Origin of the sequence: Oceanimonas sp. GK1 (assembly GCF_000243075.1) — a bacterium.
Classification (GTDB): Bacteria; Pseudomonadota; Gammaproteobacteria; order Enterobacterales; family Aeromonadaceae; genus Oceanimonas.
This window is the reverse complement of record NC_016745.1, coordinates 1,771,624-1,797,735: the sequence shown is the minus strand read 5'-3', so window position 1 is coordinate 1,797,735 and position 26,112 is coordinate 1,771,624. Positions and strand designations below refer to the sequence as shown.

Sequence of the window (26,112 nt, the reverse complement as noted above, 5' to 3'; positions counted from 1 at the left end):
CTCAGCGGCCGTCGCGCCGGCCCTTTTTGGCGACGACGGCCTGCCGGTCCTGTTCAAACCGGCGCACGAAGTCCTCGATCACCATGTCGTAGAGCCGATCCTTGAGGAACACGTCCTCCACGCCGTGATCGATGTTGGGGTTATCGTTCACCTCAATCACCGCCACCCGGCCCTTGCCTTCCTTGATGTCCACGCCGTAGAGGCCGTCGCCGATGGGCTTCACCGCCTTGAGCGCGGCGTTAATCACCGCCGGCGGCGCCTCATGGGTGGGCAGGGTCACAAAACCGCCGGAGTCCGCTTCCTTGCCGTCGTTGTGGCGGTAGATCTGCCAGTGGCCTTTCACCATGAAATACTTGCAGGCAAAAATCGGCTGGTGGTTGAGCACGCCGATGCGCCAGTCGAACTCGGTGAAAAAATACTCCTGGGCCAGCACCAATGCCGAGGCGTTGCGCAACCTGGCCAGGGTGTCCACCAGAGCGGCCCGGTCCGCCGCCCGGTACACTCCCCGGGAAAAGGCCCCGTCCGGAATTTTCAGCACCAAGGGGTACCCCAGCTCGCGCTCCAGCCAGTCGGCGGCGTCTTTCTGCTTGGGGTTGACCATCAGGGTTTTCGGGGCCGGCACGCCGTTGCGGGCAAAGCTCTCGGCCAGAAACACCTTGTTGGCACAGCGCAAAATGGAGCTGGGCGAGTCAATCACCACCAGGCCTTCGTGCTCCGCCTTCTGGGCAAAACGAAAGGTATGGTGATCGATGGCGGTGGTCTCACGAATAAAGAGGCCATCGTATTCCGCCAGCCGCTGGTAATCCTTACGGGTGATCATCTCCACGTTGACCCCGGCCCGCTCGCCGGCGCGAACAAAACGCTTCAGCGCCGCCGCGTCCGAGGGTGGCAGCGCTTCCTCCGGATTAACCAGCATGGCCAGATCGTAACGGTAGCGCTTGGCCGAGCGGGGCTGGCGCCAGATGATGCGGGAGTACTTGTCCAGGGCGTCGGCAAACTGATCTTCCTCCTCCCCCGCCAGCTCCCGGGGTGACAGGGTCGCCAGGCCGGTCAGCTCCCAGCGGCTGCGGCGCTTGAAGGTCAGCTCCAGAATGGGACAAGGCAGCCGCTCAAACAGCTCCCGGCACAGGCTTTCAAGCCCAGGCACGGCACACTGGCCGAAGCAGCTTTTCAGTTTTAGTTTGGCCCCCGCCTCGCTGGCGCCGTGCCAGGCATCAAGCGCCTCGGACACCCCATCAAAACCAAAGGCGAACAGCCCCTTGTTGCGCAGGTTGTTGAGGGTCGACACCGACGGGATCACCTTCTGGCCCCGGGCTTCCGCCAGCAACGAGCAGTAGTAACCGTTGGACAGGTACCTCTCGGTACGGCACAGGTTGATCACCCGGGTGCGCGGCGCGTTTTTCACCGGCGGCTGGGCCAGGTAGGTGTGAAAGTCCACCAGGTTTTCGCTGGGAAAGTAGGGCGCCCAGGCGCTGAGTTCATCCACCACCAGAACCAGTTGTGTCATGAAACCGTCCGTTGCTGTCAAAGGGGTTGTCGTGGTTTCCTAATGTAGGCCCAAAGGCCGCCCGGTGCAGCGAAATTTTCTCGCTGAGCCCCCCAAATTATCGTATGTTGAAGCATCTTCCCCCTGTTTTCGGGTGCCCTATGTCCGCGCCTGTTGTTCGCGCCGCCCTGCGCTCCGATCTTGATGCCCTGCTGACCCTGGAAGCGCACTGTTTCAGCCAGGATCGCATCAGCCGGCGCAGTTTCCTGCGCTTTATCGAGCATTCCCAGGATGTGCTGCTGGTGGCCGAGCTGAACGACCGGCTGCTGGGTTATGTGCTGGTGCTGTTTCGGCGCAATACCCAGCTGGCGCGTATCTACTCCATCGCGGTATCCCCCGAGGCCCGAGGCCTGGGGCTGGGCCGGACCCTGCTGGAAGGCGCCGAAACCGCGGCACAACAACGCCGCGCCGTGTTTATGCGCCTGGAAGTGCGCACCGACAACATCGCCGCACAAAATCTCTATCAGCGCCTCGGCTATCGCCAGTTCGGTATCTACCACGATTATTACGAAGATCATGAAAGCGCCCTGCGCTACCAGAAGCGCATTCATCACTACCATCCCCTGGCCGGCGCCCGCACCGTGCCCTATTACCGCCAGACCACCGAGTTCACCTGCGGCCCGGCCTCACTGATGATGGCCCTGAGCGGCCTGGATCCCCACCATGCCCCCGAGCCGGATCTGGAGCTGCAACTGTGGCGCGAGGCCACCACCATTTTCATGACCCAGGGTCACGGCGGCTGCGGCCCCCACGGCCTGGCACTGGCGGCCCACCGTCGCGGCTTTGGAGTGGAGCTGGTACTCAACCAGGACGGCCCCTTGTTTGTCAGCAGTGTGCGCAGCCCGGACAAAAAACAGGTGCTGGAGCGGGTACACCGGCAGTTTCTGGCCAACCTGGCCCAGGCGGGCATTCGTCCCCGCCATGAGCATTTCACCCTGGCGCAGCTGGAGCAGGGCCTGAGCGCGGGCCGGCTGCCTTTGGTGCTGATCAGCACCTACCACCTGGACGGGCGCAAGGCCCCCCACTGGGTGCTGGTCTGCGCCATGGACAAGGAATTCGTTTATATTCACGACCCGGATATCGACGAAGCGGCGGGAGAAAGTCCGGTCGACAAGCAGTACCTGCCCATCGCCCGGGAGCGCTTTGACAGACTGGCCCGCTACGGCCAGGGTGGCCTGCGGACCCTGGTGTGGGTCGCCAATCCCTGAGCATGGGTCAGGAGCTGTCGGTCAGCTTTGGTCGCCCCTCAGCCGGGAAAACAAAAAATACCCAATATAAAACAAAAACTTAGCAACCATAAAAACTCAAATGGTGCCCTCTTCCCCTGACGGTGCCCCTCTTCCCATCCTGAAAAAAGGCGCTATCGTTCCCGGCAAGTTCAATTGCCGAGTGATACCGCCATGTTTAAAAAGAGCCTTGCCACCCTGCTGCTGCCGATGCTGTTCGGCATTAACACGGCTTCTGCCGGTGAAACCCTCAACACCATTATCGGAGGCGGCGCCGGCGGCACCGCCGGTGCCCTGCTGGGCAAACAGATGGGAGGCGATACCGGCGCCCTGGTGGGAGCTGCCCTGGGCGCCGCCGCCGGCGGTGCCGCCACCGCCAACCGTGGCAACAAGAACGAAGCCGCCCTGGGCGGCGCCGTAGGAGCCCTGGGGGGCGCGGCGCTGGGCAAAAACATGGGCGGCGACAGCGGTCAGCTGATCGGCGCCGGTGTGGGCGGCGCCGCCGGCTCGGCCCTGGGCGCCCGCTCCGGTGACGGCCACCGCCAGGAAGTGCATCATCACCATTACCACGGCAAGAAAAAACGCCACCGCAAGCATCGCCACGACTGGGATGACTGAGTATTGCGCAATCACCAAAAAGGCAGCCGGCAGGCTGCCTTTTTGGTGTTACTGACGGGGATGGTACCGCAGTTTCAGGTAGATCAGCCCGGCGCCCATCAGGGTGCCCAACGGAAAGGACGGCAACTGCACCGCCACCAGCACCCAGAAGGGCCACTGCCGGCCCATGCCCTCACTCGATAAATACCCCAGCCAGGCCCGGCGGCACAGCCAGAACCAGGCCACACACATCAGCAACAGCACCGGCCACAGCCAGGGGCCGCCCAGGGCGTCGCCTTGCGCTGCCGCCCCTTGCTGGGTCAGCCAGGCGCCGGCCAGCAGCAGCACCGGGATCAGCGCCGCCTGAATGGAAATAATGCTTTTCGCCAGCACGTCGGCGGTCCGGGTATTCATGTCTTTTCCCTGTCATCTTGTTGTTATCACACCGTCATCCTCTGCCCTCAGCATACCCCTGCAACATCTCCAACATGCTGTGAGCAAAGGATAATTAACCATGAGTCGCTTTGAACGTCAGGACGAGCTGAACCATCCCCGCCACCAGGTGCCCGAATTTACCCGGCTGGTGGAAAAAAGCCTGAGCCGCCGCCGTTTTCTCGGTGGTGCTGCTGCCCTCGGCGCCGCCGCCTTTTTTACCGCCTCCCCCCTTTCCCGGGCCGTGGCGGCCGCCACGCGGGGCAGTGCGCTGCTGGGGTTTGACGCCGTACCCGCCAGCACTCAGGACACCATTATCGTGCCCACCGGCTACCAGGTAGAGCGGCTGGTATCCTGGGGCGACGCCCTGTTCACCAGCGTGCCCGAATTTAATGAGTCCGGCAACAGCGCCGAGGCCCAGACCGGCCAGTTTGGCGACAACAACGACGGCATGAGCTTCTTTGCCATCGACGACCACACCGCCATTCTGGCGGTGAACAACGAATACTGTAACTACGAGCTGATGTTTCCCCACCAGGGCAAGGCCATGACCGCCGATGACGTTAAATGCGCCCAGGCCGCCCACGGCGTGTCCATCCTGACGCTGAACAAGGAAAACGGCCATTGGCGCCTGGTGAAGGACGGTAAATACAACCGCCGCATTCACGCCCATACCCCCATGGCCATCAGCGGCCCGGCCAGGGGCCATGCCTTGCTGAAAACCGCCGCCGACCCGCACGGCGAGCAGGCGCTCGGCACCTTCAATAACTGCGCCAACGGCATGACCCCCTGGGGCACCTACCTCACCTGTGAAGAAAACTTCAACGGTTACTTTGGCAGCCGGCAGCAGGCCGAGATCACCCCCGCCATGGCCCGCTACGGCATTGGCCGGGAAGACGCCGGCTGGCAGTGGCACCGGCACGACTCGCGCTTTGATCTGGCCGAGCACCCCAACGAGCCCAACCGGTTTGGCTGGGTGGTGGAAATTGATCCCAGGGATCCTGACGCCATGCCGGTGAAGCGTACCGCCCTGGGCCGCTTCAAGCACGAAAACGCCGAACTGGTGATAGACGACAGCGGCCATGTGGTGGTGTACCTGGGCGACGACGAGCGCGGCGAGCACCTGTATCGCTTTGTGAGCAAGGGCAAGTACAACCCGAATGACCCGTCCGCCAACCGGGATCTGCTGGACGACGGCAACCTGTACGTGGCCAAATTCCACGCAGGCAAGGACGGTGAGCTCAAGGGTCAGGGCGAGTGGCTGGAGCTGACCCACGGCAAGAACGGCCTCACCGCCGACAACGGCTTTGCCAGCCAGGCCGACATTCTTGTTCACGCCCGTCTGGCCGCCACCCAGGTGGGTGCCACCACCATGGACCGGCCCGAATGGGTGGCTGCTCACTCCAGCGAGCCGGTGGTGTTCTGCACCCTCACCAACAACAAGAACCGGGGAGGCAACGATAACCAGCCGGTGGGCGGCCCCAATCCCCGTGCCGAAAACCACTACGGCCAGATAGTACGCTGGCGCCCTGCCGGCGGCCGCCACACCGCCGCCGGTTTTGACTGGGATCTGTTCGTGCTGGCCGGCAACCCGACCGTACACGCAGAGGGCCTCTATGCCGGCTCCGCCAACATCACCGCCGACAACATGTTCAACAGCCCCGACGGCATCGGCTTTGACCAGGCCGGCCGGCTGTGGATCCAGACCGACGGCAACTACTCCAACAGCGGCGATTTCGCCGGCCAGGGCAACAACCAGATGCTGTGCGCCGATCCCGCTACCGGCGAGATCAAGCGCTTCCTCACCGGCCCCATCGCCTGTGAAGTGACGGGGCTGGCCTTTACCCCGGATCAGAAAACCCTGTTCGTGGGCATTCAGCACCCGGGCGAAGATCTGGCTGGCTCCCACTTCCCGTTCGGTGGCAACAGTACCCCCCGCTCCAGCGTGATGATGATCACCCGGGAAGACGGCGGCATTATCGGGGCCTGATAACTCCCGTATTCTTAATACATCGCCCCTGCTCGGGGCGATTCTCCTCACTCCTTACCCCTCACGTCCCTTACCACACCGTGATCATCCGCACAGGTTGCTGGTATGCTGTGGCCAAAAACAGAACCAACCTGCGGGGAGCGCCATGCAATACCGAAAACTGGGCAACACCGACATCGACGTCAGCCTCATTGGCCTCGGCACCATGACCTGGGGTGAGCAGAACGATGAACGGGATGCCCACGCCCAGCTCGATCTGGCCCTGGATCGGGGCATCAACCTGATTGATACCGCCGAGCTTTATCCCATTCCGCCCCGGGAACACACTCAGGGCGCCACCGAAACCATGATTGGCAACTGGCTGGCGGCCCGGGGCAACCGCGATCAGGTGATCCTGGCCACCAAGGTAGTGGGCCGGGCCCACGATCCCAAGCGCCCGTCCTACTTTCGCGACGGCAAGCCCATGCTGGACCGGGCCAACATCGTCCGGGCGCTGGATGACAGCCTGCGCCGGCTGCAGACCGACTACGTTGACTTCTACCAGCTGCACTGGCCCGACCGCCAGACCAACATGTTCGGTCAGCTTGGCTTTGAGCAACTCGACGACACCGAGGCCGACACCGTGCCCATTGCCGAGACCCTGGCCGTGCTCGACGAGCTGGTCAAGGCCGGCAAAATCCGCCATATCGGTCTTTCCAACGAAACCCCCTGGGGGGTACACCAGTTCCTGCGGGAAGCGGAGCGCCATGGCTATCCGCGCATTCAGGGCATTCAGAACCCCTACAACCTGCTGAACCGCACCTATGAAATCGGTCTGTCGGAGTTTTCCCTGCGCGAGCGGGTCGGCCTGCTGGCTTATTCACCCCTGGCCTTTGGCATGCTCACCGGCAAGTACGAAAACGGGGCCCGACCCGCCGGCGCCCGGCTGACCCTTTACGACCGCTTTCAGCGCTACAGCGGGGCCGCCTCCCGGGCCGCCACCAGCGCCTACGTGGCCCTGGCTCACGCGCACGGGCTCACTCCCACCCAGCTGGCCCTGGCCTTCGTCAACAGCCGCCCCTTCGTCACCAGCAACCTCATCGGCGCCACCAGCCTGGCGCAGCTGAAGGAAAACATCGACAGCGTCCAGGTGGTGCTGACCGATGACCTGAAACAGGGCATTGCCGACATCCACCGGCAATATGCCAACCCGGCGCCCTGATCCACGCCGTTAACCGTGCGCCCGGGGACGCCTGCCAGCCAGGCTTCTCCGGGTGAAAATTATATCCTGTTGAGTCCCCGCTTTTCGCTGCCCTTGCTAATCTTGTTGAAAACCATCATAAAAACAACGAGCAGGGGCCATGTCATCCATCAGCGCGTCAAGGCTTACTCTTCTTTCCTGGCTGGTACTCATCGGCGGTCTGGTGCTGACGCCACTGGCGGCCCTGACCCTGGCCAAGAACGAAGAAAACCGGGCCATGACCGAGTTTGCCGACCGGGCAGACCGCATTGCCCTGCGCGTCCGGGAGCGCCTGAGCGGCTACGATGTGGTGCTGGACAGCGGCGCCGCCCTGTTCAATGCCTCCGACCTGGTCACCGAACAGGACTGGCGCCGGTTTGCCGAACGACTGCAACCAAACCCGGCCCTGGACGGCATGGAAACCCTGGGCTTTGCCCGCTTTGTGCGCGAACAGGAGCGCCATGACCACGGCGCCTGGCTCGAGCAACACCACATCAGGGCGCCCATCATCTCGCCTCCCGGCGAGCGCGAGGCTTACGGTTATGTGCTTTATACCGAACACCTCAGTGGCACCGGCCACCTCAGCTTAGGCCTGGATCTGCTGACCAAGCCGGCGCTCGGTGCCGCCATGACGCGGGCCGAGCAGACCGGCAAAACCAGCCTGTCGGCCAAGGCCGGCTTATCCGCCCCCGCCGATTCGGGCGCCACCGTCATGATGTTTGCGCCGGTGTACCGCCAGAGCCGTCTGCTGGGCTGGGTATTTGGTTCGCTGCGTAGTGGTGAGCTGGTCAAGGACATGGTGGCAGAAGAGATGCACCGGCAGGCGCCCTGGACGACGCTGCGCCTCTATGACGGCAATACCCCTTCCGCCAACGCCCTGCTGTACCACCATGGTGACGGCCAGGGGCTGGCCACGCCCTTTTTGCAGCAGCGCGTTATCGATGTGAACGGCCGCCAGTGGCTGCTGGTGAGCGATCATGCCAACCCCGCCGCCGTCATCGATCACCGGCCCGCCCTGCTGGTGCTGATCAGCGGCCTGATCCTCAGTGTGCTGTTGTTCCTGCTGCTGCGCTCGGCCCTGGCGTCGCGGGCCCGGGCAGAGGCACTGGCGGAGCAGCTGAGTGGCGAGCTGAGCCTGCGTGAACACCGCTACAGCCGGTTGCAGTCGCGGCTCAACCGCATCGCCAGCCGCGTCTCCGGCATGCTGTTTGAGTACCGCCTCGAGACCAACGGCCGGGGCACCTTTCCCTATGCCAGCGACGGCATTCGCCAGCTCTTTGGCCTGCCCCCGGAACAGGCCCGGGACAATGCCGCCGCCATGTTCGACGCCATTCACCCGGACGATGTGGATGAAGTCGCCGAGGCCATCCTCAACTCCGCCAGCACCCTTAACCCCTGGCATCACGAATTTCGGGTCAACGGCCCCGACAATCAGCCACGCTGGCTGCTGGGCGACGCCCTGCCCCGGCGGGAAACGGATGGCGCCACCAGCTGGTTTGGGGTTATCACCGACATCACCGGGCGCAAACAGGCCGAGCAGGCGCTGAAGGCGGCCCACAGTCAGTCCCGCCACTTTCGCGCCGCCCTGGATCAGGTCTCGTCCTTTATCTACATGAAGGACACCCGTTTTCGCTATATCTATGCCAACCGGGCGGCCCTGGAGCAGTTTGGCTGCAACAGCATCACCCTCAAGGGCTGTATGGACGAGCAGTTCTTCGCCCGGGAAACCGCCCAGGTCTTGCGCGAGTCCGACAACCGCGTGCTCGCCGGGGAGCCCTGCTCGGAAGAAGTGGAGATCATCGGCAAGGATGGCCGCCGCACCGTGTTCCTGGACGTGAAAACCCCCATTTTTGACGATCCCGAACACCGGGAAATTGTTGGCCTGCTGGGCATTCGCACCGACATCACCCTGCTCAAGGACAGCGAACAACAGCTGCGGCAACTGGCCCATTTTGACCCGCTGACCCGGCTGCACAACCGGGTGCTGCTGTCGGACCGGCTGCGCCAGGCCATGGCCCAGGCCCGCCGGCACCAGCAGGCGGTGGCGGTGGTTTATCTCGATCTCGACGGCTTCAAGGCCATCAACGACACCCACGGTCATGCCGCCGGCGACAAGCTGCTGGTGGCGGTGGCCGGACGCATGAAGGAGGTGATCCGCGAAGGCGATACCCTGGCGCGGGTGGGCGGCGACGAGTTTGTGGCGATTTTGCTGGATCTGGCCGATCCCCATCATTGCACGCCCCTGCTGGATCGCCTGCTGCAGGCCGCCGCCCGTCCGGTCAACCTGGACGGACTTCGGCTGCAGGTCAGTGCCAGCCTGGGGGTGACCTTTTATCCCCAGGCCGAGGAGCTGGATCCGGATCAGTTGCTGCGCCAGGCCGATCAGTCCATGTACCAGGCCAAACTGGCCGGCAAGAACCGTTACCACCTGTTCGACACCGAGCGGGATCGCTCGGTGCGCACCCACCACGAAAGCCTGGAGCACATTCGTCATGCCCTGCACAACGGCGAGTTCGTGCTCTACTACCAACCCAAGGTCAATATGCGCACCGGCCAGGTGATCGGTGCCGAGGCCCTGATCCGCTGGCAGCATCCGCAACAAGGCCTGCTGCCGCCATCCCACTTTCTGCCCGCCATTGAAGAGCACGCCCTCGCCATTGAGCTCGGCAACTGGGTGATCGACGCCGCCCTGCAGCAAATCAGGGAATGGCAGGCCCAGGGCCTGAAACTGGTGGTTAGCGTCAACCTGAGTGCCCGCCAGCTGCGCCAGGAGGCGTTTGTGGCGCAACTGACGCAACTGCTGGGACATTACCCGGACATCGACCCGGCCTGGCTGGAGCTGGAAATACTGGAAACCAGCGCCCTAGGGGATCTGGCGCAGATTTCCGAACGCCTGTGCCAGTGCCGCAAGCTGGGCCTGGGCATCTCGCTGGACGACTTCGGCACCGGTTATTCCTCCCTCACCTACCTCAAGCAATTGCCCGCCGGCATCGTCAAGGTCGATCAGAGCTTTGTGCGCGATATTCTGGAAGACCCGGAAGACCTCACCATTCTCGATGGGGTGCTCAGCCTGGCCCGGGCCTTTGGCCGCACCGTGATCGCCGAAGGAGTGGAAACCGTGGAGCACGGCAACATGCTGCTGCGTATCGGCTGCGAGCTGGCACAGGGCTACGGCATTGCCCGTCCCATGCCTGCCGCCGAACTGCCCGGCTGGGTGGCCGGCTGGAAACCCGCCTCCCATTGGGCCGGCCTGCCCCGGGTCGATCCGGCGCTGCTGCCCCTGCTGTATGCCTCCATCGAGCACCGGGCCTGGATCGATAGCATTGACCGGGCGTTGCACCAGCCGGACAGCCCCTGGCCCGCCCTTGAAGCCGAACACTGTCGCTTTGGCATCTGGTACCGTCATTGCGCCGCCCCGGAACAGCGGCGCCTGGCCCCCCTGGCCGGGCTGCATCAGCAACTGCACGAGCAGGCGGCACAGTTGCAGCAATGGCAGTGCGACGGCCAGGGGCAAGCGGCGCGCCAGGGCCTGGCTGAACTGCGGGCCCTGCACCGGCGACTGGCCGACGAGCTGGAGCGTGCACTGACGCCGCCGGCCAGGCCCACTCGTCCCATACTGAAGAGCGTCTGAGCCACTCAGGGGGTCAAAAAACGGCTCTCGGTGCGAATGTGATCATGTTCTCCGCTCGCTACAAAGACGATGGACCTGGCCGAGGGACCCCGGGCGGCAACCTCATTCAGCGACAGGCTGATCGGTACTTCCGTCACCTCGCCCGGGACCAGGCTCAACTGCCGGGGTCCGTGCCAGCCGGCCTGTGCCAGCCCTTCCACCCGTAAGGTCACCTGCTGCGGCTGCTGGCTCTTGTTGGCGAGCTTGAGGGTAAAGGTATTCTCTACACCCCCGTCCAGGGTTTCCCGGTACAGCTGCTGGCGATCCCGCGCCACTTCCAGCGCCAGTGTCGAGCGGCCGGCCACGGCCAGCACCAGCAGGGCCAGTGCCGCCACCGTCATGGCGCCATAGCCCCAGACCCGCAGCCGGGCCCGCCCCGGTCCACGGCCGGCCAGGCCGTTCTCGCTGGCGTAGCGCACCAGGCCCGACGCATAGCCCATGCCCGCCATGGTCTGATCGCAGGCGTCGATGCAGGCCCCGCAGTTGATGCACTCGTACTGCAGGCCGTCACGAATATCGATGCCGGCCGGACACACCTGCACGCACAGCCCGCAATCAATACAGTCACCCAGCCCGGAGGCCCGGTGATCGCGGTTGCGCGAGCGGGGGCCGCGCTGCTCGCCCCGGGCCGCATCATAGGCCGCACTCAGGGTGTTGGCGTCGAACATGGCCGACTGAAAGCGGGAATAGGGACACATGTGGGTGCACATCAGGGTGCGCATCCAGCCGGCGTTAAGATAGGTGCACAGGGTGAACAGCCCCACCCAGAATGCCGGCCAGGGCGCCGCCGACAGGGTGAACAGCCCTTGTGCCAGCTCGGCGGCCGGGGTGAAATAGGCCACGAAGGTGAAACCGCTCAGCAGGGCGATCAGCAGCCAGATCAGGTGTTTGCCGCCCTTGCGCAAGCGGGTATTGAGGTTGGCCGGTTGCCGATCCCGGTGGCGGCGCTGATTGGCGCTGCCCTCCAGTTTTTCCTCCACCCAGAGATACCAGAAGGTCCATACCGTTTGCGGGCACAGAAACCCGCACCAGACCCGTCCCAGCCAGGTGGTCATAAAAAACAGCCCAAAGGCGGCCACCGTCAGCAGCAGCGCCAGCAGGGTCAGATCCTGAGGCCAGATGGTCACGCCGAACAGGTGAAAGCGCTGCTGGGCCCAGTCCAGCAGTATCGCCTGCCGGCCGTTCCAGCTCAGCCAGGGCCCGGCCAAAAACAGCAGCATCAGGCTCCAGCCCAGCCGGCGGCGCAACCGCTGCCAACGGCCCTGCTGGGCCCGCACATAAATATGCCCCTGATCCCGGGGCCGGACAGCGTCGGTACACACCTTGACGTCGATGCGGGAGGAAGTGTCGTTCATAAGGCTCACTTGCGTTGTGGTTCACCACCGGCAACAGGCCGGCAGGGTACGCAGTAGAGCACGGCCCTTTCCTCATCTACATAAACAGTCAAGGCCGCAAAAACCATAACAGTTTGAAGGAAGGGCGAACCAAAACCATAACAGTGGCGAGTCAGTGGCCGGCCATCAGCTCACCGATCAGGGCCGCCAGCCGCACCACCGCCGCCTCGTTGCGGGAGTTCCAGGGCAGCGACACATTGAGCCGAAAACAGTGCCGGAACTGATCCCCGGCGGCAAACATGCGCCCGGGGGCCAGGGTGATGTCTTCGGCCAGGGCGCGGTGGTAAAGGATGGTGGCATCCAGCCCGGCGGGCAGGCTCAGCCACAAAAAGTAGCCGCCCCGGCTGGGATGCACGCGCACCCCGGCCGGCAGCAGGCGGCACAGGGCCTGGTAAAACCGGCGCTTGCGCTGGGCCAGCTGCCGCCGCAGGGTATGCAGGTGCCGGTCGTAATGGTGGGAGGCCAGGTAATCGGCCAGCGCCAGCTGCATGGGCGCGCTGGTGGACAGGGTGCTCATCAGTTGCAGCCGCTGGATCTCGGGCGCCCGGGCCCCCGCCGCCACCCAGCCGATACGCAGGCCGGTGGCCAGGGTTTTGGAAAAGGACGAACAGTGCAGCACGCCTTCGTCCAGCGCCCGCAGCGGCAACGCCGGCTCCTCGTCGTGCAGCTCGCCATAGACATCGTCTTCAATCAGCGGCACCCGGTGCGCGTGCAACAGCGCCAGCAGGCGGCCGCGAGCGGCGGTCGGCAGGCTGACCCCGAGCGGATTCTGGCAGTGGCTCATCAGCCAGCAGGCCTTCACCGGATAACGGCCCAGGGCATCGGCCAGGGCATCCAGGTTCAGGCCCTGTACCGGATCCACCGGCACCGCCAGCGCCTTGAGCTGCAGCCGCTCAATCGCCTGCAGGGCCCCGTAAAAGGCCGGCGCCTCCACCACCACCCAGTCTCCCGGGCGGGTCAGCGCTTGCAGGCTGAGGTTGAGCGCTTCCAGCGCACCGGAAGTGATCACGATGTCTTCCGGCGAGACCGCCATGCCCCGCGCCGCGTAACGGCGGGCCAGGGCCCGGCGCAGCTCGGCGCACCCCGGCGGCAGCACCAGCTGCCGGGCCGGATCCAGGTGCCGGGCCACCCGGCTCAGGGAACGCGCCAACTGTTCCCGGGGAAACAACGACGGATGGGGAAAAGCGGAGCCAAAGGCCACGCAGCCGGGCCGCTGGCCCGCCTGCAGCACATTGAAAATAAAGGCGTTGATATCGACCGCTTCGGCGGCATGAAGGGCCGGGCGGGCGGCGTTGGCCGGGCTGTGCTGATAAGGCGCCACCCGGTAGCCGGACTGGGGCCGGGCCAGTATCCAGCCCTGGCTTTCCAGCAACTGGTAGGCGCTGAGCACCGTCATCAGGCTAAAGCCGGACTGCCTGGCGGTGTCCCGCAGGGACGGCAGCCGGTCGCCGGGCTGCCAGACACCGGCCTCAATCTGCGCTTGCAGCTGACCGGCCAGACGGCGGTATTTACTGCTCACATTACAGCGCCAGCTGGCAGTTCTCCCCTTCCAGCTCAGCCATTTCCTGATCCAGGCTCAGGGACTGGCGCAGATCGGTCACCTCCTGCTGGTGGGCCCGGCGCAGCTTCTTGCGCAGCTTGCCCATCACGAAACGGCGAATTTCCTCTTCGTCTTCCAGCACCAGGCCGGGCACGGCCACGGGCTTGCGGGTCTTTTCATCCAGCGCCACCATGGTGAAGTAGGAGGTATTGGTGTGCTTGACGATGCCCTGTCTGAAGTCTTCCGACACCACCTTGATGCCCACTTCCATCGAGCTTTTGCCCACGTAATTGACCGAAGCGTAAAGGGTAAGCAGTTCGCCCACTTCCACCGGATTGAGAAAGTCCACCGAGTCGACCGAGGCGGTGACGCAATAGCCCTTGGCGTGGCTGGCGGCACAGGTGTAGGCAATCTTGTCCATCAACGACAAAATAATGCCTCCGTGTACCTTGCCGCCAAAATTGGCGTAGGAAGGCACCATCAACTCCTTGAGGATCACCTGGGACGACTTGACCGTACTGAAAACCGCTTCGCTCATTGCTTCACCTGAAAAAAATACTGACTGCTTTATCGACACTTGCGCCCCACTGCCGGCGCAGGCGGGCAAGCATGGACGAGCCGGAGGCCGAGGTAAACCGCCAAAGCGGACAAAAACCGAATTTGTCACGTTTTTGTGCCGACTTCATTCGCCTCTCCCGCCAAGTGTAAGATATTATTTACACCCATACGACCCTGCCGAGCCACACCATGCGCCTGAAAGTAAACTGTGAAGACCGTCTGGGCCTGACCCGGGAGCTGCTCAACATTCTGGTGGAGCACCGCATCGACCTGCGCGGTATCGAGATCGACACCAGCGGCATCATCTACCTTCACTTTCCCGCCCTCGATTTTGCCGAGCTGCAACACCTGATGCCGGCCATTCGCCGCCTGCCCGGGGTGCTCGACGTGCAGACCACCCCCTGCCTGCCCTCGGAGCAGGAGCACAACGCCATCGTCGCCCTGCTCAAGGTGCTGCCCGACGCCGTGGTGGCGGTGGATGTGAAAGGCCGCATCACCCTGGCCAACGACGCCGCCTGCGCCCTGTTCGATCAGCCCCAGTCACACTTGCTGCAGCAGCCCCTGGGTCCCCGGCTGAAAGGGGTGCACGTCAGCCGCTGGCTGGAGCAGGCCGCCCCCCGCCCCCTGAGCGAGCGGGTGACTGTCGAGGGGGAGCCCTGGCTGGCCGATCTTCTGCCCATCTGGGTGACCGACGAGTCCGGGGAGCAAAGCCTGGCCGGCGCCGTGGTGGTGTTCAAGTCGGCCTGGCGCATCGGCCAGCATTTCAAGGCCATGCGCCATCAGGAGTCCCGTCACTTCGACGACTTCATCGCCCACAGCCCGGCCATGACGGCCCTGCTGAGTGAGGCCCGCCGGCTGGCGGTGCTGGATGCGCCCCTGCTGATTGAGGGGGAAACCGGCACCGGCAAGGAGCAACTGGCCCGGGCCTGTCACAAGGCCAGCCTGCGCGGCGAAGGGCCCTTTATGCTGCTCAACTGTGCCGCCATTCCCGATGATGCCGCCGAAAACGAGCTGTTCGGCTATGCCCCCGGCGCCTTTGGCAACAATGCCCAGGGCAAGCGCGGGGTGCTGGAGCAGGCCAACGGCGGCACCCTGGTGCTGGACGAAATCGGCGAGTTGTCCCCCTTGCTGCAGCGCAAACTGCTGCGGGTATTGCAGGACGGCGTGTTCCGCCGGCTGGGGGACGAGCAGGAAGTGAAGCTGGACATTCGCGTCATCTGCACCAGCCAGCAGGATCTGGCCGCCCTGGTGCAACAGGGTCAGTTTCGCCAGGACTTGTTCTACCGGCTCAATGTGCTCAACCTGCGGGTACCGTCCCTGCGGGAGCGGCAAAAGGACATTCTGCCCCTGGCCCGGCACCTGTGCACCCGCTATGCCGCCGAGCTGGAGCGGCCCCAGCCCCGGCTGTCGGCCAGGCTGGCCGACTACCTGCAGCACTATGCCTGGCCCGGTAACGTCCGCCAGCTCGGCAACAGCCTGTACCGGGCCATCAGCCTGCTGGAAGGGGACGAGCTGGATGTGGACGCGCTGTCACTGCCGGAGCAAAGCGGCCTGCCGGGGCTGGAGGCCCTGTGCGACGGCTCGCTGGAAGAGGCGGTCAAGGGCTTTGAGCGGCTGCTGCTGGCGCGACTCTATCCGGAATATCCGTCGAGCCGGCTGCTGGCCAGGCGCCTCGGCATCTCCCACACCGCCGTGGCCAACAAGCTGCGGGAGTACGGCATTGGCCGGCCCAAGAAATAGTGCTTGAGCGCACGTGACTCTGCACTCCACCAAATGAGGGTATTAATAATGAAACACGGATTATTACTGCTGATATTGGCCGCCCTGCCCGCTGTGGCACAACCGGCCCCGCTGTGTTCCCCCGAGTGGGCACAATGGGTTGAACAACAGGTGAATACCGGTGACGGCCAGGGGCACGGCCCCGACACCGGCTCCGAGGAATGGCAGTCGGTGGTGGAATTCCGCTTAGGGATTCGTGGTGATGCCGGGGTGCCGGAGCGCAATACTCAAGCCTGGTGTGAATATATTGATGGGCTGGTCAGGCAGGGGCCGTCCTTTTCCTGCGAGAACGTTCGTCCCGGCAGTATTGAGGCGCTGATCTGCAACGACCCCGGCCTGGCGGCCCGGGACCGGCAACTGGCCGGCGTCTATCGGCAGGCACTGGCCAGGGCCGCCAGCGAGCAGCCGCCCATGCTCAGGGCCGAGCAACGGGGCTGGATCAAGGGCCGCAATGAGTGCTGGAAAAGCGAAGACAAACAGGCCTGCGTGCGGGAGCAATATGAGCTGCGCACCGCCGAGTTACAGGCCCGCTACCGGCTGGTGCCCGAGCGCGGTCCGTTCCGCTTTACCTGCAACGGCAACCCCGCCAACGAGGTGGTGGTCACCTTTTTTGATACCGAGCCCGCTACCCTGATCGCCGAATACGGCGACCGCGTGTCATTGATGTATGCTCAACCGGCCGCCAGCGGCAGCCGCTATGAGGGCCGCAATGAAAGTTTCTGGGAGCACCAGGGGGAAGCCACCATTCAGTGGGGATATCAGGCCCCGGAAATGCGGTGTGTGAGAGTGGACTAAGGAACAAAAAACGGCCTGCACCAGGCAGGCCGAAAAACAGGACCGGAACAGTGGCCCGATCAGGCAAATACAAAGTACTTACGTACGGTTTCCACCACTTCCCAGGTGCCCTGAAAGCCCGGCTCCACCACAAAGATGTCGCCCGCTTTCAGGTGAATGGGCTCGCCGCCTTCGGGAGTGAGAATGCAGTAACCTTCGCGGAAATCGCAATATTCCCACTTGTCGTAGTTCACCGCCCACTTGCCGGGAGTACAGATCCAGGTTCCCATCAGCTTGCTGCCGTCTTCTGACTTGTAAGCGTTCAGGTTCACGGTATGCGGGTCGCCAGACAGTTTTTCCCACTTGGTGGCATCCAGTAATACTTCTGGCTGTGCATCGCGTAACGCCTTGATCTTGCTAGACATGATGTCTCCTTGTTCATGCCGAATGCTCCTGCATTCGATGGTTTAATGAGTGTTCAGCTGCCCAGTACCACCGTCTTGCCCTGGTACATGAACACCCGCTTTTCAATGTGATACTGAATGGCCCGGGCCAGGGTTACGCACTCGATGTCGCGGCCCTTGGCCACCAGATCTTCCGGGTAATGACTGTGATCCACCGCCTGCACCCCCTGGGTAATGATGGGACCTTCATCCAGCTCATTGTTGATGTAATGGGCTGTGGCCCCCACCAGCTTTACCCCCTTGGCATACGCCTGGTGGTAAGGCTGGGCGCCCTTGAAACCGGGCAGCAGGGAATGGTGAATGTTGATGGCACGGCCGGCCATTTTGTCGCACAGCGCCGGGCTCAGCACTTGCATGTAGCGCGCCAGCACCACCAGATCCGCATCGGACTCCTGCACGATTTTCCACAGTTGCTCCTCCTGCTGTGCCTTGGAATCGGGCGTAACCGGCAGGTGGTAATAGGGAATATGGTGCCAGTCGGCCAGCCGCTGCAGATCCGGGTGATTGGAGATGATGGCCGGGATCTCGATGGCCAGCTGGCCGGTGCGGTAGCGGTACAGCAGATCGTTCAGGCAGTGATCGAACTTCGACACCAGGATCACCACATTGGGCCGGCGGCTACGCTCGGTCAGCTCCCACTCCATGCCGAATTTCTCGGCCCGGGGCGCAAAGCCGTCGCGAAACGCCGCCTCGTCGAACTCGCCCTGCTCGGGCTTGCGAAATTCCACCCGAATGAAAAAGCGGCCGGCGCGGGCGTCGTCAAAGGTCTGCATGTCGGCCACGTAACAGCCCTGCTGAAACAGGTAGCCGGTCACCGCATCCACGGTGCCCAGCCGGCTTTCACAGCTGGCGGTGAGGATCAGGGTATCGTGCTGGTTCATGCTGTGCCTCCCTTGGCGATGCGTGTTCCTTGCTATATGGACCCCCGCCTGCGCGGGGGTGACGTTCTTACCCGGATGAAAAACCGGCGTTACTTGCCGATCACCAGGCCGTATTCCCGGCTGGCATCCTGCAGCCACATCCACAGGTAGTCGGCGAAGCTGCGGCGGATAACCAGCTCAAAGCTCTCGGCACCGGTGCGGCGCAGCAGAGCCGAGCTCTTGGCGAACACCGTGCCCACACACTTGCCGGTGGGCAAGCTGGACGGGTGCACGTCGTAGGGGCACGACTTGCGAATCACCATTTCTGCCTTGGGGCCGGACAACTCAATGATGGTCTGGCCGCCGCTCACGTCGGTGATGGCGTAGTGGCCGGACAGTTGCTCGCGCAGCGCCTGCTGCAACGGGCCTTCCTGACCTCCCTCGGTGATGATCAGCCACTCGTCCGGCGACAGCCACTGCACCAGCGCCTTGCTGCTCTCTGCCGAGCTGCAGGGCTGGGTGGGCAGCGCCACCCCCAGCACCTTTTCCACGGTTTTGGCGAACAGATCGTTGCCGGCATTGCCGCGCAGCACCAGGTGGCCCATCAGCGCCTTTTCGCGCAGTACCACTTCGCCCTGCTGATCCTGTTTGGCCAGCGTCTCCAGATGGGCGTGATAGAGCGGGGATTCCACCCGCACCTGGCGTTGTACCTCGGTCACTTTGGCGGTGTTGTTAGACATGCTGACGCTCTCCTTTGGGATCATAGAAAATCGGGCTGGTGATTTCGGCTTCCAGCACCCGGCCATCGGCCAGCGGGCAGTACACGGTTTCGCCCATTCGGTTCAGACCATCCTTGACCACGCCCATGGCGATGTTGTGGCCCAGGTTGGCGCTGTAATAACTGGAGGACACATGGCCCACCATGGGGACCGGCACCGGGTGCTTGGGATCCAGCACTATCTGAGCGCCTTCCGGGATCACCGTCTTGGCATCCTTGCACTTCAGCCCCACCAGCTGCTTGCGATCGCTGCGGGCAGTGTCGGAGCGCGACCAGGAGCGCTGGCCGATAAAGGGGAACGGCTTGTTCTTGCCCACACACCAGTCCATGTTCAAGTCCTGCGGCGTGACCGAACCGTCGGTGTCCTGGCCCACGATGATGAAGCCCTTTTCGGCCCGCAGCACGTGCATGGTTTCGGTGCCGTAGGGGGTAATGTTGAACTCGGCCCCCGCCTCCATCAGCGCTTCCCACACCTGCATGCCGTAGTTGGCCTGCACGTTCACCTCAAAGCTCAGCTCGCCGGTGAAGGAGATGCGGAAGATGCGGCCTTTCACCCCGGCAATGGTGGCGTCCTTCCAGGTCATGAAGGGGAAGGCGTCACGGCTCAGATCCACGTCTTCACACACCTTTTCCAGCACCTTGCGGCTGTTGGGGCCGGACACGGTCATGGTGGCCCAGTGGTCGGTCACGGAGGTGAAATACACTTCCAGCTCCGGCCATTCGGTCTGGTGCCACAGCTCCAGCCACTGCAGCACGCCCGCGGCGCCGCCGGTGGTGGTGGTCATGATGAAGTGCTCATCGCTGATGCAGGAGGTCACCCCATCGTCGAACACCATGCCGTCTTCTTTACACATCAGGCCGTAGCGGCAGAAGCCGGGATTGAGCTTGGCCCAGGCGTTGGTGTAGATGCGCTGCAGGAATTCCCGCGCGTCCTTGCCCTGAATGTCGATCTTGCCCAGGGTGGAGGCATCGAGAATGCCCACGCTGGTCCGGGTGGCCACACATTCGCGGTTCACCGCCTGGTGCATGTCTTCTCCCGCCTTGGGGAAGTACCAGGGACGCTTCCACTGGCCCACGTCCTCGAACTCGGCGCCGTGCTTCACGTGCCAGGCATGCATGGCGCTGAAGCGGGCCGGATCGAACAGGTGGCCTGCGTCACGGCCGGCAAAGGCACCCATGGTGATCGGGGTGTAGTTGGGACGGAAAATGGTGGTCCCGGTTTCCGGAATGCTCTTGCCCATGGCATTGGCGGCAATGGCCATGCCGTTGATGTTGCCAAGCTTGCCCTGATCGGTACCAAAGCCCATGGCGGTGTAGCGCTTGATGTGTTCTATGGACTCAAAGCCTTCCCGTACCGCCAGCTCGATGCCGGCCGCGGTCACGTCGTTCTGATAATCCACAAACTGCTTGGGCGCACGGCTCACGGCCCGGCTGTGGGGCACCAGGAACAGCGCCTGAGCCTGATCTTCCCGAGGATCCGTGGTGTTGACGTCGGCGTCCGTCACCCGGGCGGCCAGTTCGCCGTAACCGGTGGCTTCGGCGGCTTCACGACCGGCCTTGAGGCCTTCGTTCAGCACGGCGGAGAGCGCATAGGTGCCCTGCACGCCGCCGGCCAGCAGTTGTTTCTGCACGGTGTCGCCGGGCACGAAACCGATGACATCGGCGTTCCAGACCGGACGGGAGCCGGTGTGGGCCGACAGGTGCACCACCGGGCTCCAGCCGCCGGAGGTGGCAATCACATCACAGTTAAGCTGCACCGCGTCACCGGTCACCCGGCTGCCGTCACTGGTGATGGGCGCCACTTTGGCCCCGTTCACCCGCTTCTTGCCGGTGGCTTCAATCAGGCCATGGCCGGTGTAAACCTTGACACCCCGGGCCTTGAGCTGCTGGTAGCGATCGCCGCTGGGGTTGGCGCGGCTGTCGATCACCGCCACCACCTCGCGTCCCGCTTCCAGCCAGTCGAGGGCGGCCTGGTAGCCGTAATCGTTACAGGTCATCAGCACCAGGCGCTCGCCCGGCGCCACACCGTAGCGGTTGACGTAGGTAGACAGGGCGCTGGCCACAAAGCAGCCCGGCAGATCGTTGTTGGCAAACACCAGCGGACGCTCCTGGGCGCCGGTGGCCAGGATCACGCGGCCGGCACGAATGCGGTGCAGGCGCTGACGGCTCTTGCCGGTAATGCGCTCACCCAGGTGATCGGTACGGCGCTCCATCACGGACACGAAGTTCTGATCGTAATAACCGGCGGCGGTGCTGCGCGGCAGCAGGGTCACGTCGGGCAGGTTTTCCAGCTCCTTGACCGCCGCTTCCACCCAGCGGGCGGGCGCCTGGCCGTTGATGGCTTGAGTGCTGTGCAGCAGGTGGCCGCCGAACTCGTTCTGCTCGTCCACCAGAATGACCCGGGCGCCACGGCGACCGGCGGCCAGGGCCGCGGTCAGGCCGGCGGCACCGCCGCCCACCACCAGCACGTCGCAGTGATGGTTGAGCTTGTCGTAGGTGTCCGGATCCCGCTCGTTGGGCACCCGGCCAAGGCCCGCGGCCTTGCGGATCAGGTGCTCGTACTTGGGCCACATGGACTGGGGATACATAAAGGTTTTGTAGTAGAAGCCGGGAGGCATCATGCTGCCGCCGAGCTTGCCCATCACACCCATGATGTCCTTGTCGACGTTCGGCCAGCCGTTGGTGCTGGCGGCGGTCAGGCCGTCGTACAGCTCGGCCTGGGTGCCGCGCACGTTGGGGATCATGGTGGCCTCGGACGAGCCTACCTGCAGAATGCAGTTGGGCTCGTCGGCGCCGGCGGCCATGATGCCACGCGGGCGGGAGTACTTGAACGAACGCCCCACCACGTCCACGCCGTTGGCCAGCAGGGCCGAGGCGATGGTGTCACCGGCCAGGCCCTGATAGCGCTTGCCGTTGAAAATAAAGCTGAGCGGCTTGCCGGCGTCTACCCGGCCCTTGCCCTGAATGCGGTTCTGCTGGCTCATGACTGGCCTCCTTGCTGCGGCTGTTCGCCCACCTTGTAGGTTTCCTTGATTTCATAGGTCACGGTATGCCGGGTGGCGTTAAAGAACTTGCGGCAACCGGCGGCGTGGTACCACATCTCCTGATGCAGACCACGGGGGTTCTTGCGCATGAACAGGTACTGGGCCCATTGTTCATCGCTCAGCGCGTTGGGATCCGCGGGGCGGGCAATGTGCGCCTCGCCGCCGTAGTGAAATTCCTCTTCTTCCCGGTGTTCGCCGCAGTGCGGACAATAAATGTGCAGCATTGTCTCTCTCCTTTAGTGGGCAACGCCGGCTGCGCCGTGCTCGTCGATCAGGTGGCCGCTGACAAAACGGTCAACGTTAAAGGGTTTGGCCAGCGGGTGCGGCTCGTCCTTGGCAATGGTGTGGGCGAACACGTTGCCCGAGCCCGGGGTGGCCTTGAAGCCGCCGGTACCCCAGCCACAGTTGAAATACAGGCCCTTGATGTGGGTCTTGGAAATAATCGGACAGGCATCCGGGCAGGTGTCCACAATGCCGCCCCAGGTGCGGTTCAGGCGCACCCGGCTGAAGATCGGGAACATTTCCACGATGGCCGCCAGGGTGTGCTCCACCACCGGGAAGGAGCCGCGCTGGCCGTAGCCCAGGTAGCTGTCGATACCGGCGCCGATCACCAGGTCGCCCTTGTCGGACTGGGACACATAGCCGTGTACGTGGTTGGACATCACCACGGTGTCGAGAATGGGTTTCACCGGCTCGGACACCATGGCCTGCAGCGGGTGGGATTCCAGCGGCAGCTTCATGCCCACCATGTTGGCCATGACGCCGGAGTTGCCGGCGGTCACGCAGGCCACCTTGGGCGCCTTGATAAAGCCGCGGGTGGTCTCCACCCCGGTGACGGCGCCGTTCTCCCGGCGAATGCCGGTCACTTCGGTCTGCTGGATCAGGTGCACGCCCATGGCGTCGGCGGCGCGGGCAAAGCCCCAGGCCACGGCGTCGTGGCGGGCGGTGCCGCCGCGAGGCTGCCAGGAGGCGCCCAGCACCGGGTAACGGGCATTCTTGGAGCAGTCCAGAATGGGCACCAGCTCCTGCACCTGCTTGGCGTTGAGCACTTCGCCGTCGATGCCGTTCAGGCGGTTGGCGTTCACCCGGCGCTCGATGTCGCGCATGTCCTGCAGGGTGTGCCCCAAGTTGAGCACGCCGCGCTGGCTGAACATCAGGTTGTAGTTCAGATCCTGGGCCAGGCCCTCCCACAGTTTCATGGAGTGCTCATACAGCCAGGCGGCCTCGTCCCACAGGTAGTTGGAGCGGACGATGGTGGTGTTACGGGCGGTGTTGCCGCCGCCCAGGTAGCCCTTTTCGATCACCGCCACATTGGTGATGCCGTGCTCCTTGGCCAGGTAGTAGGCGGTGGCCAGGCCGTGGCCGCCGCCGCCCACGATGATCACATCGTAGCCTTCGTGCTTGGGCGTGGGACTGCGCCACACTTTCTGCCAGTTCTCGTGGTGAGTCAGGGCATGCTTGAGCAGCCCGAATCCTGAATATTTTTGCATGAGGGTCACCTGTTGATTGAAATCCGTGTCCTGAGTGGGTGAAACCGCTTAGCGATACACCGGGAAATAGCTGCACAGGCTGGCCACCTGATCCTTGACCGAAATGATCACGTCCGGGTCGTCCATGTGCTCCAGAATGTCGCAGATCCAGCCTGCCAGCTGGCGGCAGTGCTCGGCCTTGAAGCCGCGGCTGGTGACTGCCGGGGTGCCGATGCGCAGGCCCGAGGTCACAAAGGGCGGCTGCGGGTCATTGGGGACCGCGTTCTTGTTGACGGTAATATTGGCCTCACCCAGCACCCGATCCGCGTCCTTGCCGGTGATGCCCCGGGCAGAGAGGTCGAGCAGGAACAGGTGGTTTTGGGTACCGTTCGACACCACGTCAAAACCGCGCTTCTGGAACACGTCCACCATGGCCTGGGCGTTTTCCACCACCGCCTGCTGGTAATCGCGAAACTCGGGCGTGAGTGCCTCGGCAAAGGCCACCGCCTTGCCGGCAATGGCGTGCATCAGCGGGCCGCCCTGGCCACCGGGGAACACGGCAGCGTTGAGTTTCTTTTCCAGCTCCGGGTTGGCCTTGGCCAAAATCAGGCCGCCCCGGGGGCCGCGCAGGGTCTTGTGGGTGGTGGTGGTCACCACGTCCGCAAAGGGCACCGGGTTGGGGTAAACACCGGCGGCCACCAGGCCGGCCACGTGGGCCATGTCCACAAACAGATAGGCTCCCACCTTGTCGGCAATTTCACGGAACCGCGCCCAGTCCATGATCTGGGAGTAGGCGGAGAAACCGGCCACGATCATTTTCGGCTTGTGCTCCAATGCCAGCTGCTCGACCTGCTCGTAGTCCACCTCGCCGGTGGTGTCATTCAGGCCGTACTGCACGGCGTTGTAGATTTTGCCGGAGAAGCTGACCTTGGCACCGTGGGTCAGGTGACCGCCGTGGGCCAGGCTCATGCCCAGCACGGTGTCGCCGGGGGCGCACAGCGCCATGTAGACGGCGGCGTTGGCCTGGGAGCCGGAATGGGGCTGCACGTTGGCGTAGTCGGCACCAAACAGTTCCTTGGCCCGATCAATGGCCAGCTGCTCTACCTTGTCTACCGCTTCGCAACCGCCGTAATAGCGCTTGCCCGGGTAGCCTTCCGCATACTTGTTGGTCAGCACCGAGCCTTGGGCTTCCATCACCGCCGGGCTGGTGTAGTTTTCCGAGGCAATCAGTTCGATGTGCTGCTCCTGGCGGCAGGCCTCTTCTTCCATGGCCGACCACAGGGCCGGGTCGATATCCTGAATGCGGGTATGCTTGCTGAACATGTCGTGACCTCCTTGTTCGCACCGGGCCCAGGCCCGGTGTGTTTTCATTTGTTCGGCGCCGTTGCCCGGTCTGCCGATGATGCGTTGATGGCATACTACTGCCGCCGGTATCCCCGCAGATGACTGGTTGCGGCCGAATGCTGCGTATTTGCGACAAAAAATCACATTCCGGCAACATTCGTGATCTGGCGCCACCCTGCCCACCGCCGGCGGCGGGGGTGCAAAGGGTGCAAAGGCCACGCCGGCGGGGTACACTCCGGTCAACGCAGTTTCACCACGGCGACGTCGCCAGCCACGGCGCCCCAATCATGCAACACCATGTCTCAAGTCAATGAAAAACGTCACTTCAGCCACCGGCTGCGTGACACCAACAGTGCCTTTCTGCCCGCCCGCCCGGCCGGCAATACGCCGGTGCGGGTCGGTTTTGTGCTGCTGCCCCATTTTTCGATGATGGCCTTCACCGCCGCCGTCGACGCCCTGGTCACCGCCAACCTGGTGCAGTCCACGCCGCTGTTCACCATTACCAGTTACGGCCTCGACAGCACCACGGTGCGCAGCGACCTGGCCATCGATATTTCCGCCACCCAGACCCTGAACGCCCTGCCCCTGGACGGCACCGAGGCCCTCGACGTGGTGGTGGTGTGCGGCGGTTTTCGCTGCAGCCTGGCCGAGCATCCCGAGCTCTCCCGCAAGCTCAGGCTGGCGGCCCGGCGGGAAAAAGTGCTGGGCGGGCTGTGGAACGGCGCCGTGGCCCTGGCCTACGCCGGCGCGCTGGACGGGCTGTGCTGTGCCATTCATCCCGACAACCACAGCTTTGCCCGGGAGCACTTTCCCGCAGTGGACGTTTCCAATCAGGCCATGGTGGTGGATGCCCGCACCCTGACCAGTGCCGGCCCCAGCAGCGCCCTGGAGATGATGCTGATGATGGTTGAACGGCTGCACGGCCCCGACACGGTGCGGGCCATTCGCGAGATCCTGAGCAGCGACCGCCTGGCCGACAGCAGCGAGACCCGGCTGACCCTGGCGGAAAACGACCCGGCCCTGCCCGGCCCGCTCAGGGATCTGCTGCGGCTGATGAACAGCAATATCGAGGAGCCCCTCGGCATTGAGGAGCTGGCCGGTTACGTGGGGCTGTCACGGCGGCGGGTGGAACGGCTGTTTCAGACCCACCTGCAGGCCACGCCGTCGCGCTATTATCTGGAGCTGCGCATCACCCAGGCCCGCCGGCTGCTGCTGCAAAGCGACGACAGCATCGCCAACATTGCCGTGGCCTGCGGCTTTGCCAGCTCCACCCACTTCAGCCACTGCTTCAAGGACTTTTTCGGGGTTTCCCCCAGCCAGGCCAGGCAGTTGCGCCGCTCCGCCGCCGACTGAGTCCGTTGACAAGGGCTCAATGGCGGTGATAGATAACCCTGGCCGGGCATGGCGCCATCAACAACACGGGCATGA

At 63.9% G+C, this 26,112-nt stretch carries 21 protein-coding genes; 8 read left to right on the top strand and 13 right to left on the bottom strand.

Annotated features, from left to right (window positions below):
* Window position 1: 1 nt before the first annotated feature.
* Window positions 2-1,507 (bottom strand): RimK family alpha-L-glutamate ligase, encoded by a 1,506-nt coding sequence (locus GU3_RS08505; RefSeq protein WP_014292123.1) that lies wholly within the window; start codon window positions 1,505-1,507, stop codon window positions 2-4.
* A 140-nt stretch (window positions 1,508-1,647) separates the two neighbouring features.
* Here GU3_RS08505 and rimI point away from each other — a divergent pair, with 140 nt between their 5' ends.
* Both rimI and GU3_RS08495 read left to right on the top strand, forming a co-directional pair.
* Window positions 1,648-2,754: a ribosomal protein S18-alanine N-acetyltransferase gene (gene rimI, locus GU3_RS08500; RefSeq protein ID WP_014292122.1), complete on the top strand. Its 1,107-nt coding sequence runs from the start codon at window positions 1,648-1,650 to the stop codon at window positions 2,752-2,754.
* A gap of 192 nt (window positions 2,755-2,946) precedes the next feature.
* Entirely contained in the window at window positions 2,947-3,390 is a 444-nt protein-coding gene (locus GU3_RS08495) for a glycine zipper 2TM domain-containing protein (protein WP_014292121.1), read from the top strand.
* Window positions 3,391-3,438: 48 nt separating this feature from the next.
* Here GU3_RS08495 and GU3_RS08490 read toward each other — a convergent pair whose 3' ends face one another.
* On the bottom strand, window positions 3,439-3,783 hold the full coding sequence (locus GU3_RS08490; protein ID WP_014292120.1) for a hypothetical protein: 345 nt from the start codon (window positions 3,781-3,783) through the stop codon (window positions 3,439-3,441).
* 100 nt (window positions 3,784-3,883) lie between these two features.
* Here GU3_RS08490 and GU3_RS08485 point away from each other — a divergent pair, with 100 nt between their 5' ends.
* The 3 genes from GU3_RS08485 (at window position 3,884) to GU3_RS08475 (ending at window position 10,641) form a co-directional block, all read left to right on the top strand.
* Entirely contained in the window at window positions 3,884-5,791 is a 1,908-nt protein-coding gene (locus GU3_RS08485) for a PhoX family phosphatase (RefSeq protein ID WP_014292119.1), read from the top strand.
* Window positions 5,792-5,936: 145 nt separating this feature from the next.
* Window positions 5,937-6,992 (top strand): NADP(H)-dependent aldo-keto reductase, encoded by a 1,056-nt coding sequence (locus tag GU3_RS08480; RefSeq protein WP_014292118.1) that lies wholly within the window; start codon window positions 5,937-5,939, stop codon window positions 6,990-6,992.
* 139 nt (window positions 6,993-7,131) lie between these two features.
* Complete coding sequence (locus GU3_RS08475; protein ID WP_014292117.1) at window positions 7,132-10,641, top strand: EAL domain-containing protein; 3,510 nt, start codon at window positions 7,132-7,134, stop codon at window positions 10,639-10,641.
* A 5-nt stretch (window positions 10,642-10,646) separates the two neighbouring features.
* On the opposite strand, the gene ccoG is transcribed toward GU3_RS08475, so the two are convergent.
* The 4 genes from ccoG to GU3_RS17220 all read right to left on the bottom strand — a co-directional run bounded on the left by ccoG (window position 10,647) and on the right by GU3_RS17220 (window position 14,300).
* The gene (gene ccoG / locus GU3_RS08470) at window positions 10,647-12,035 is read right to left on the bottom strand and encodes a cytochrome c oxidase accessory protein CcoG (RefSeq protein WP_014292116.1); all 1,389 of its coding nucleotides are present in this window, start codon (window positions 12,033-12,035) and stop codon (window positions 10,647-10,649) included.
* Between the two features lie 151 nt (window positions 12,036-12,186).
* The gene (locus GU3_RS08465) at window positions 12,187-13,593 is read right to left on the bottom strand and encodes a PLP-dependent aminotransferase family protein (protein ID WP_014292115.1); all 1,407 of its coding nucleotides are present in this window, start codon (window positions 13,591-13,593) and stop codon (window positions 12,187-12,189) included.
* A gap of 1 nt (window position 13,594) precedes the next feature.
* Entirely contained in the window at window positions 13,595-14,152 is a 558-nt protein-coding gene (locus tag GU3_RS08460; protein ID WP_014292114.1) for an acyl-CoA thioesterase, read from the bottom strand.
* A 4-nt stretch (window positions 14,153-14,156) separates the two neighbouring features.
* Window positions 14,157-14,300 (bottom strand): hypothetical protein, encoded by a 144-nt coding sequence (locus GU3_RS17220; RefSeq protein WP_158308463.1) that lies wholly within the window; start codon window positions 14,298-14,300, stop codon window positions 14,157-14,159.
* Between the two features lie 61 nt (window positions 14,301-14,361).
* Here GU3_RS17220 and tyrR point away from each other — a divergent pair, with 61 nt between their 5' ends.
* Window positions 14,362-15,912: a transcriptional regulator TyrR gene (gene tyrR, locus GU3_RS08455; protein ID WP_014292113.1), complete on the top strand. Its 1,551-nt coding sequence runs from the start codon at window positions 14,362-14,364 to the stop codon at window positions 15,910-15,912.
* 48 nt (window positions 15,913-15,960) lie between these two features.
* Window positions 15,961-16,746: an MliC family protein gene (locus GU3_RS08450; protein ID WP_014292112.1), complete on the top strand. Its 786-nt coding sequence runs from the start codon at window positions 15,961-15,963 to the stop codon at window positions 16,744-16,746.
* A gap of 59 nt (window positions 16,747-16,805) precedes the next feature.
* Here GU3_RS08450 and GU3_RS08445 read toward each other — a convergent pair whose 3' ends face one another.
* The 7 genes from GU3_RS08445 to glyA all read right to left on the bottom strand — a co-directional run bounded on the left by GU3_RS08445 (window position 16,806) and on the right by glyA (window position 24,663).
* Entirely contained in the window at window positions 16,806-17,150 is a 345-nt protein-coding gene (locus GU3_RS08445) for a cupin domain-containing protein (RefSeq protein ID WP_014292111.1), read from the bottom strand.
* A 53-nt stretch (window positions 17,151-17,203) separates the two neighbouring features.
* Entirely contained in the window at window positions 17,204-18,070 is an 867-nt protein-coding gene (purU, locus tag GU3_RS08440; RefSeq protein ID WP_014292110.1) for a formyltetrahydrofolate deformylase, read from the bottom strand.
* Window positions 18,071-18,159: 89 nt separating this feature from the next.
* Entirely contained in the window at window positions 18,160-18,789 is a 630-nt protein-coding gene (locus tag GU3_RS08435) for a sarcosine oxidase subunit gamma (protein WP_014292109.1), read from the bottom strand.
* A complete protein-coding gene (locus GU3_RS08430) occupies window positions 18,782-21,811 on the bottom strand; it encodes a sarcosine oxidase subunit alpha (RefSeq protein ID WP_014292108.1) in 3,030 nt (1,009 codons plus the stop codon). The genes GU3_RS08435 and GU3_RS08430 overlap by 8 nt, the downstream gene beginning before the upstream one ends.
* On the bottom strand, window positions 21,808-22,095 hold the full coding sequence (locus GU3_RS08425; protein WP_014292107.1) for a sarcosine oxidase subunit delta: 288 nt from the start codon (window positions 22,093-22,095) through the stop codon (window positions 21,808-21,810). Before GU3_RS08425 ends, GU3_RS08430 begins: the two co-directional genes overlap by 4 nt.
* Window positions 22,096-22,107: 12 nt before the next feature.
* Window positions 22,108-23,361, bottom strand: coding sequence for a sarcosine oxidase subunit beta family protein (locus GU3_RS08420; protein WP_014292106.1), 1,254 nt, complete (start codon window positions 23,359-23,361; stop codon window positions 22,108-22,110).
* 48 nt (window positions 23,362-23,409) lie between these two features.
* Window positions 23,410-24,663, bottom strand: a complete 1,254-nt coding sequence (glyA, locus tag GU3_RS08415; protein ID WP_014292105.1) for a serine hydroxymethyltransferase — start codon at window positions 24,661-24,663, stop codon at window positions 23,410-23,412.
* A gap of 318 nt (window positions 24,664-24,981) precedes the next feature.
* Between glyA and GU3_RS08410 the strand changes: the two genes are divergently transcribed.
* The gene (locus GU3_RS08410; RefSeq protein ID WP_014292104.1) at window positions 24,982-26,037 is read left to right on the top strand and encodes a GlxA family transcriptional regulator; all 1,056 of its coding nucleotides are present in this window, start codon (window positions 24,982-24,984) and stop codon (window positions 26,035-26,037) included.
* Window positions 26,038-26,112 lie beyond the last annotated feature (75 nt).

Bases quoted from the DNA above. Each gene is read 5' to 3' on its own strand.
- ccoG (WP_014292116.1), bottom strand. From the start codon at position 12,035: ATGAACGACACTTCCTCCCGCATCGACGTCAAGGTGTGTACCGACGCT.
- GU3_RS08430 (WP_014292108.1), bottom strand. From the start codon at position 21,811: ATGAGCCAGCAGAACCGCATTCAGGGCAAGGGCCGGGTAGACGCCGGC.
- glyA (WP_014292105.1), bottom strand. From the start codon at position 24,663: ATGTTCAGCAAGCATACCCGCATTCAGGATATCGACCCGGCCCTGTGG.
- GU3_RS08445 (WP_014292111.1), bottom strand. From the start codon at position 17,150: ATGTCTAGCAAGATCAAGGCGTTACGCGATGCACAGCCAGAAGTATTA.
- GU3_RS08420 (WP_014292106.1), bottom strand. From the start codon at position 23,361: ATGCAAAAATATTCAGGATTCGGGCTGCTCAAGCATGCCCTGACTCAC.
- GU3_RS17220 (WP_158308463.1), bottom strand. From the start codon at position 14,300: ATGAAGTCGGCACAAAAACGTGACAAATTCGGTTTTTGTCCGCTTTGG.
- GU3_RS08410 (WP_014292104.1), top strand. From the start codon at position 24,982: ATGTCTCAAGTCAATGAAAAACGTCACTTCAGCCACCGGCTGCGTGAC.
- GU3_RS08460 (WP_014292114.1), bottom strand. From the start codon at position 14,152: ATGAGCGAAGCGGTTTTCAGTACGGTCAAGTCGTCCCAGGTGATCCTC.
- rimI (WP_014292122.1), top strand. From the start codon at position 1,648: ATGTCCGCGCCTGTTGTTCGCGCCGCCCTGCGCTCCGATCTTGATGCC.
- GU3_RS08475 (WP_014292117.1), top strand. From the start codon at position 7,132: ATGTCATCCATCAGCGCGTCAAGGCTTACTCTTCTTTCCTGGCTGGTA.
- GU3_RS08490 (WP_014292120.1), bottom strand. From the start codon at position 3,783: ATGAATACCCGGACCGCCGACGTGCTGGCGAAAAGCATTATTTCCATT.
- tyrR (WP_014292113.1), top strand. From the start codon at position 14,362: ATGCGCCTGAAAGTAAACTGTGAAGACCGTCTGGGCCTGACCCGGGAG.
- purU (WP_014292110.1), bottom strand. From the start codon at position 18,070: ATGAACCAGCACGATACCCTGATCCTCACCGCCAGCTGTGAAAGCCGG.
- GU3_RS08425 (WP_014292107.1), bottom strand. From the start codon at position 22,095: ATGCTGCACATTTATTGTCCGCACTGCGGCGAACACCGGGAAGAAGAG.
- GU3_RS08505 (WP_014292123.1), bottom strand. From the start codon at position 1,507: ATGACACAACTGGTTCTGGTGGTGGATGAACTCAGCGCCTGGGCGCCC.
- GU3_RS08495 (WP_014292121.1), top strand. From the start codon at position 2,947: ATGTTTAAAAAGAGCCTTGCCACCCTGCTGCTGCCGATGCTGTTCGGC.
- GU3_RS08485 (WP_014292119.1), top strand. From the start codon at position 3,884: ATGAGTCGCTTTGAACGTCAGGACGAGCTGAACCATCCCCGCCACCAG.
- GU3_RS08480 (WP_014292118.1), top strand. From the start codon at position 5,937: ATGCAATACCGAAAACTGGGCAACACCGACATCGACGTCAGCCTCATT.
- GU3_RS08450 (WP_014292112.1), top strand. From the start codon at position 15,961: ATGAAACACGGATTATTACTGCTGATATTGGCCGCCCTGCCCGCTGTG.
- GU3_RS08435 (WP_014292109.1), bottom strand. From the start codon at position 18,789: ATGTCTAACAACACCGCCAAAGTGACCGAGGTACAACGCCAGGTGCGG.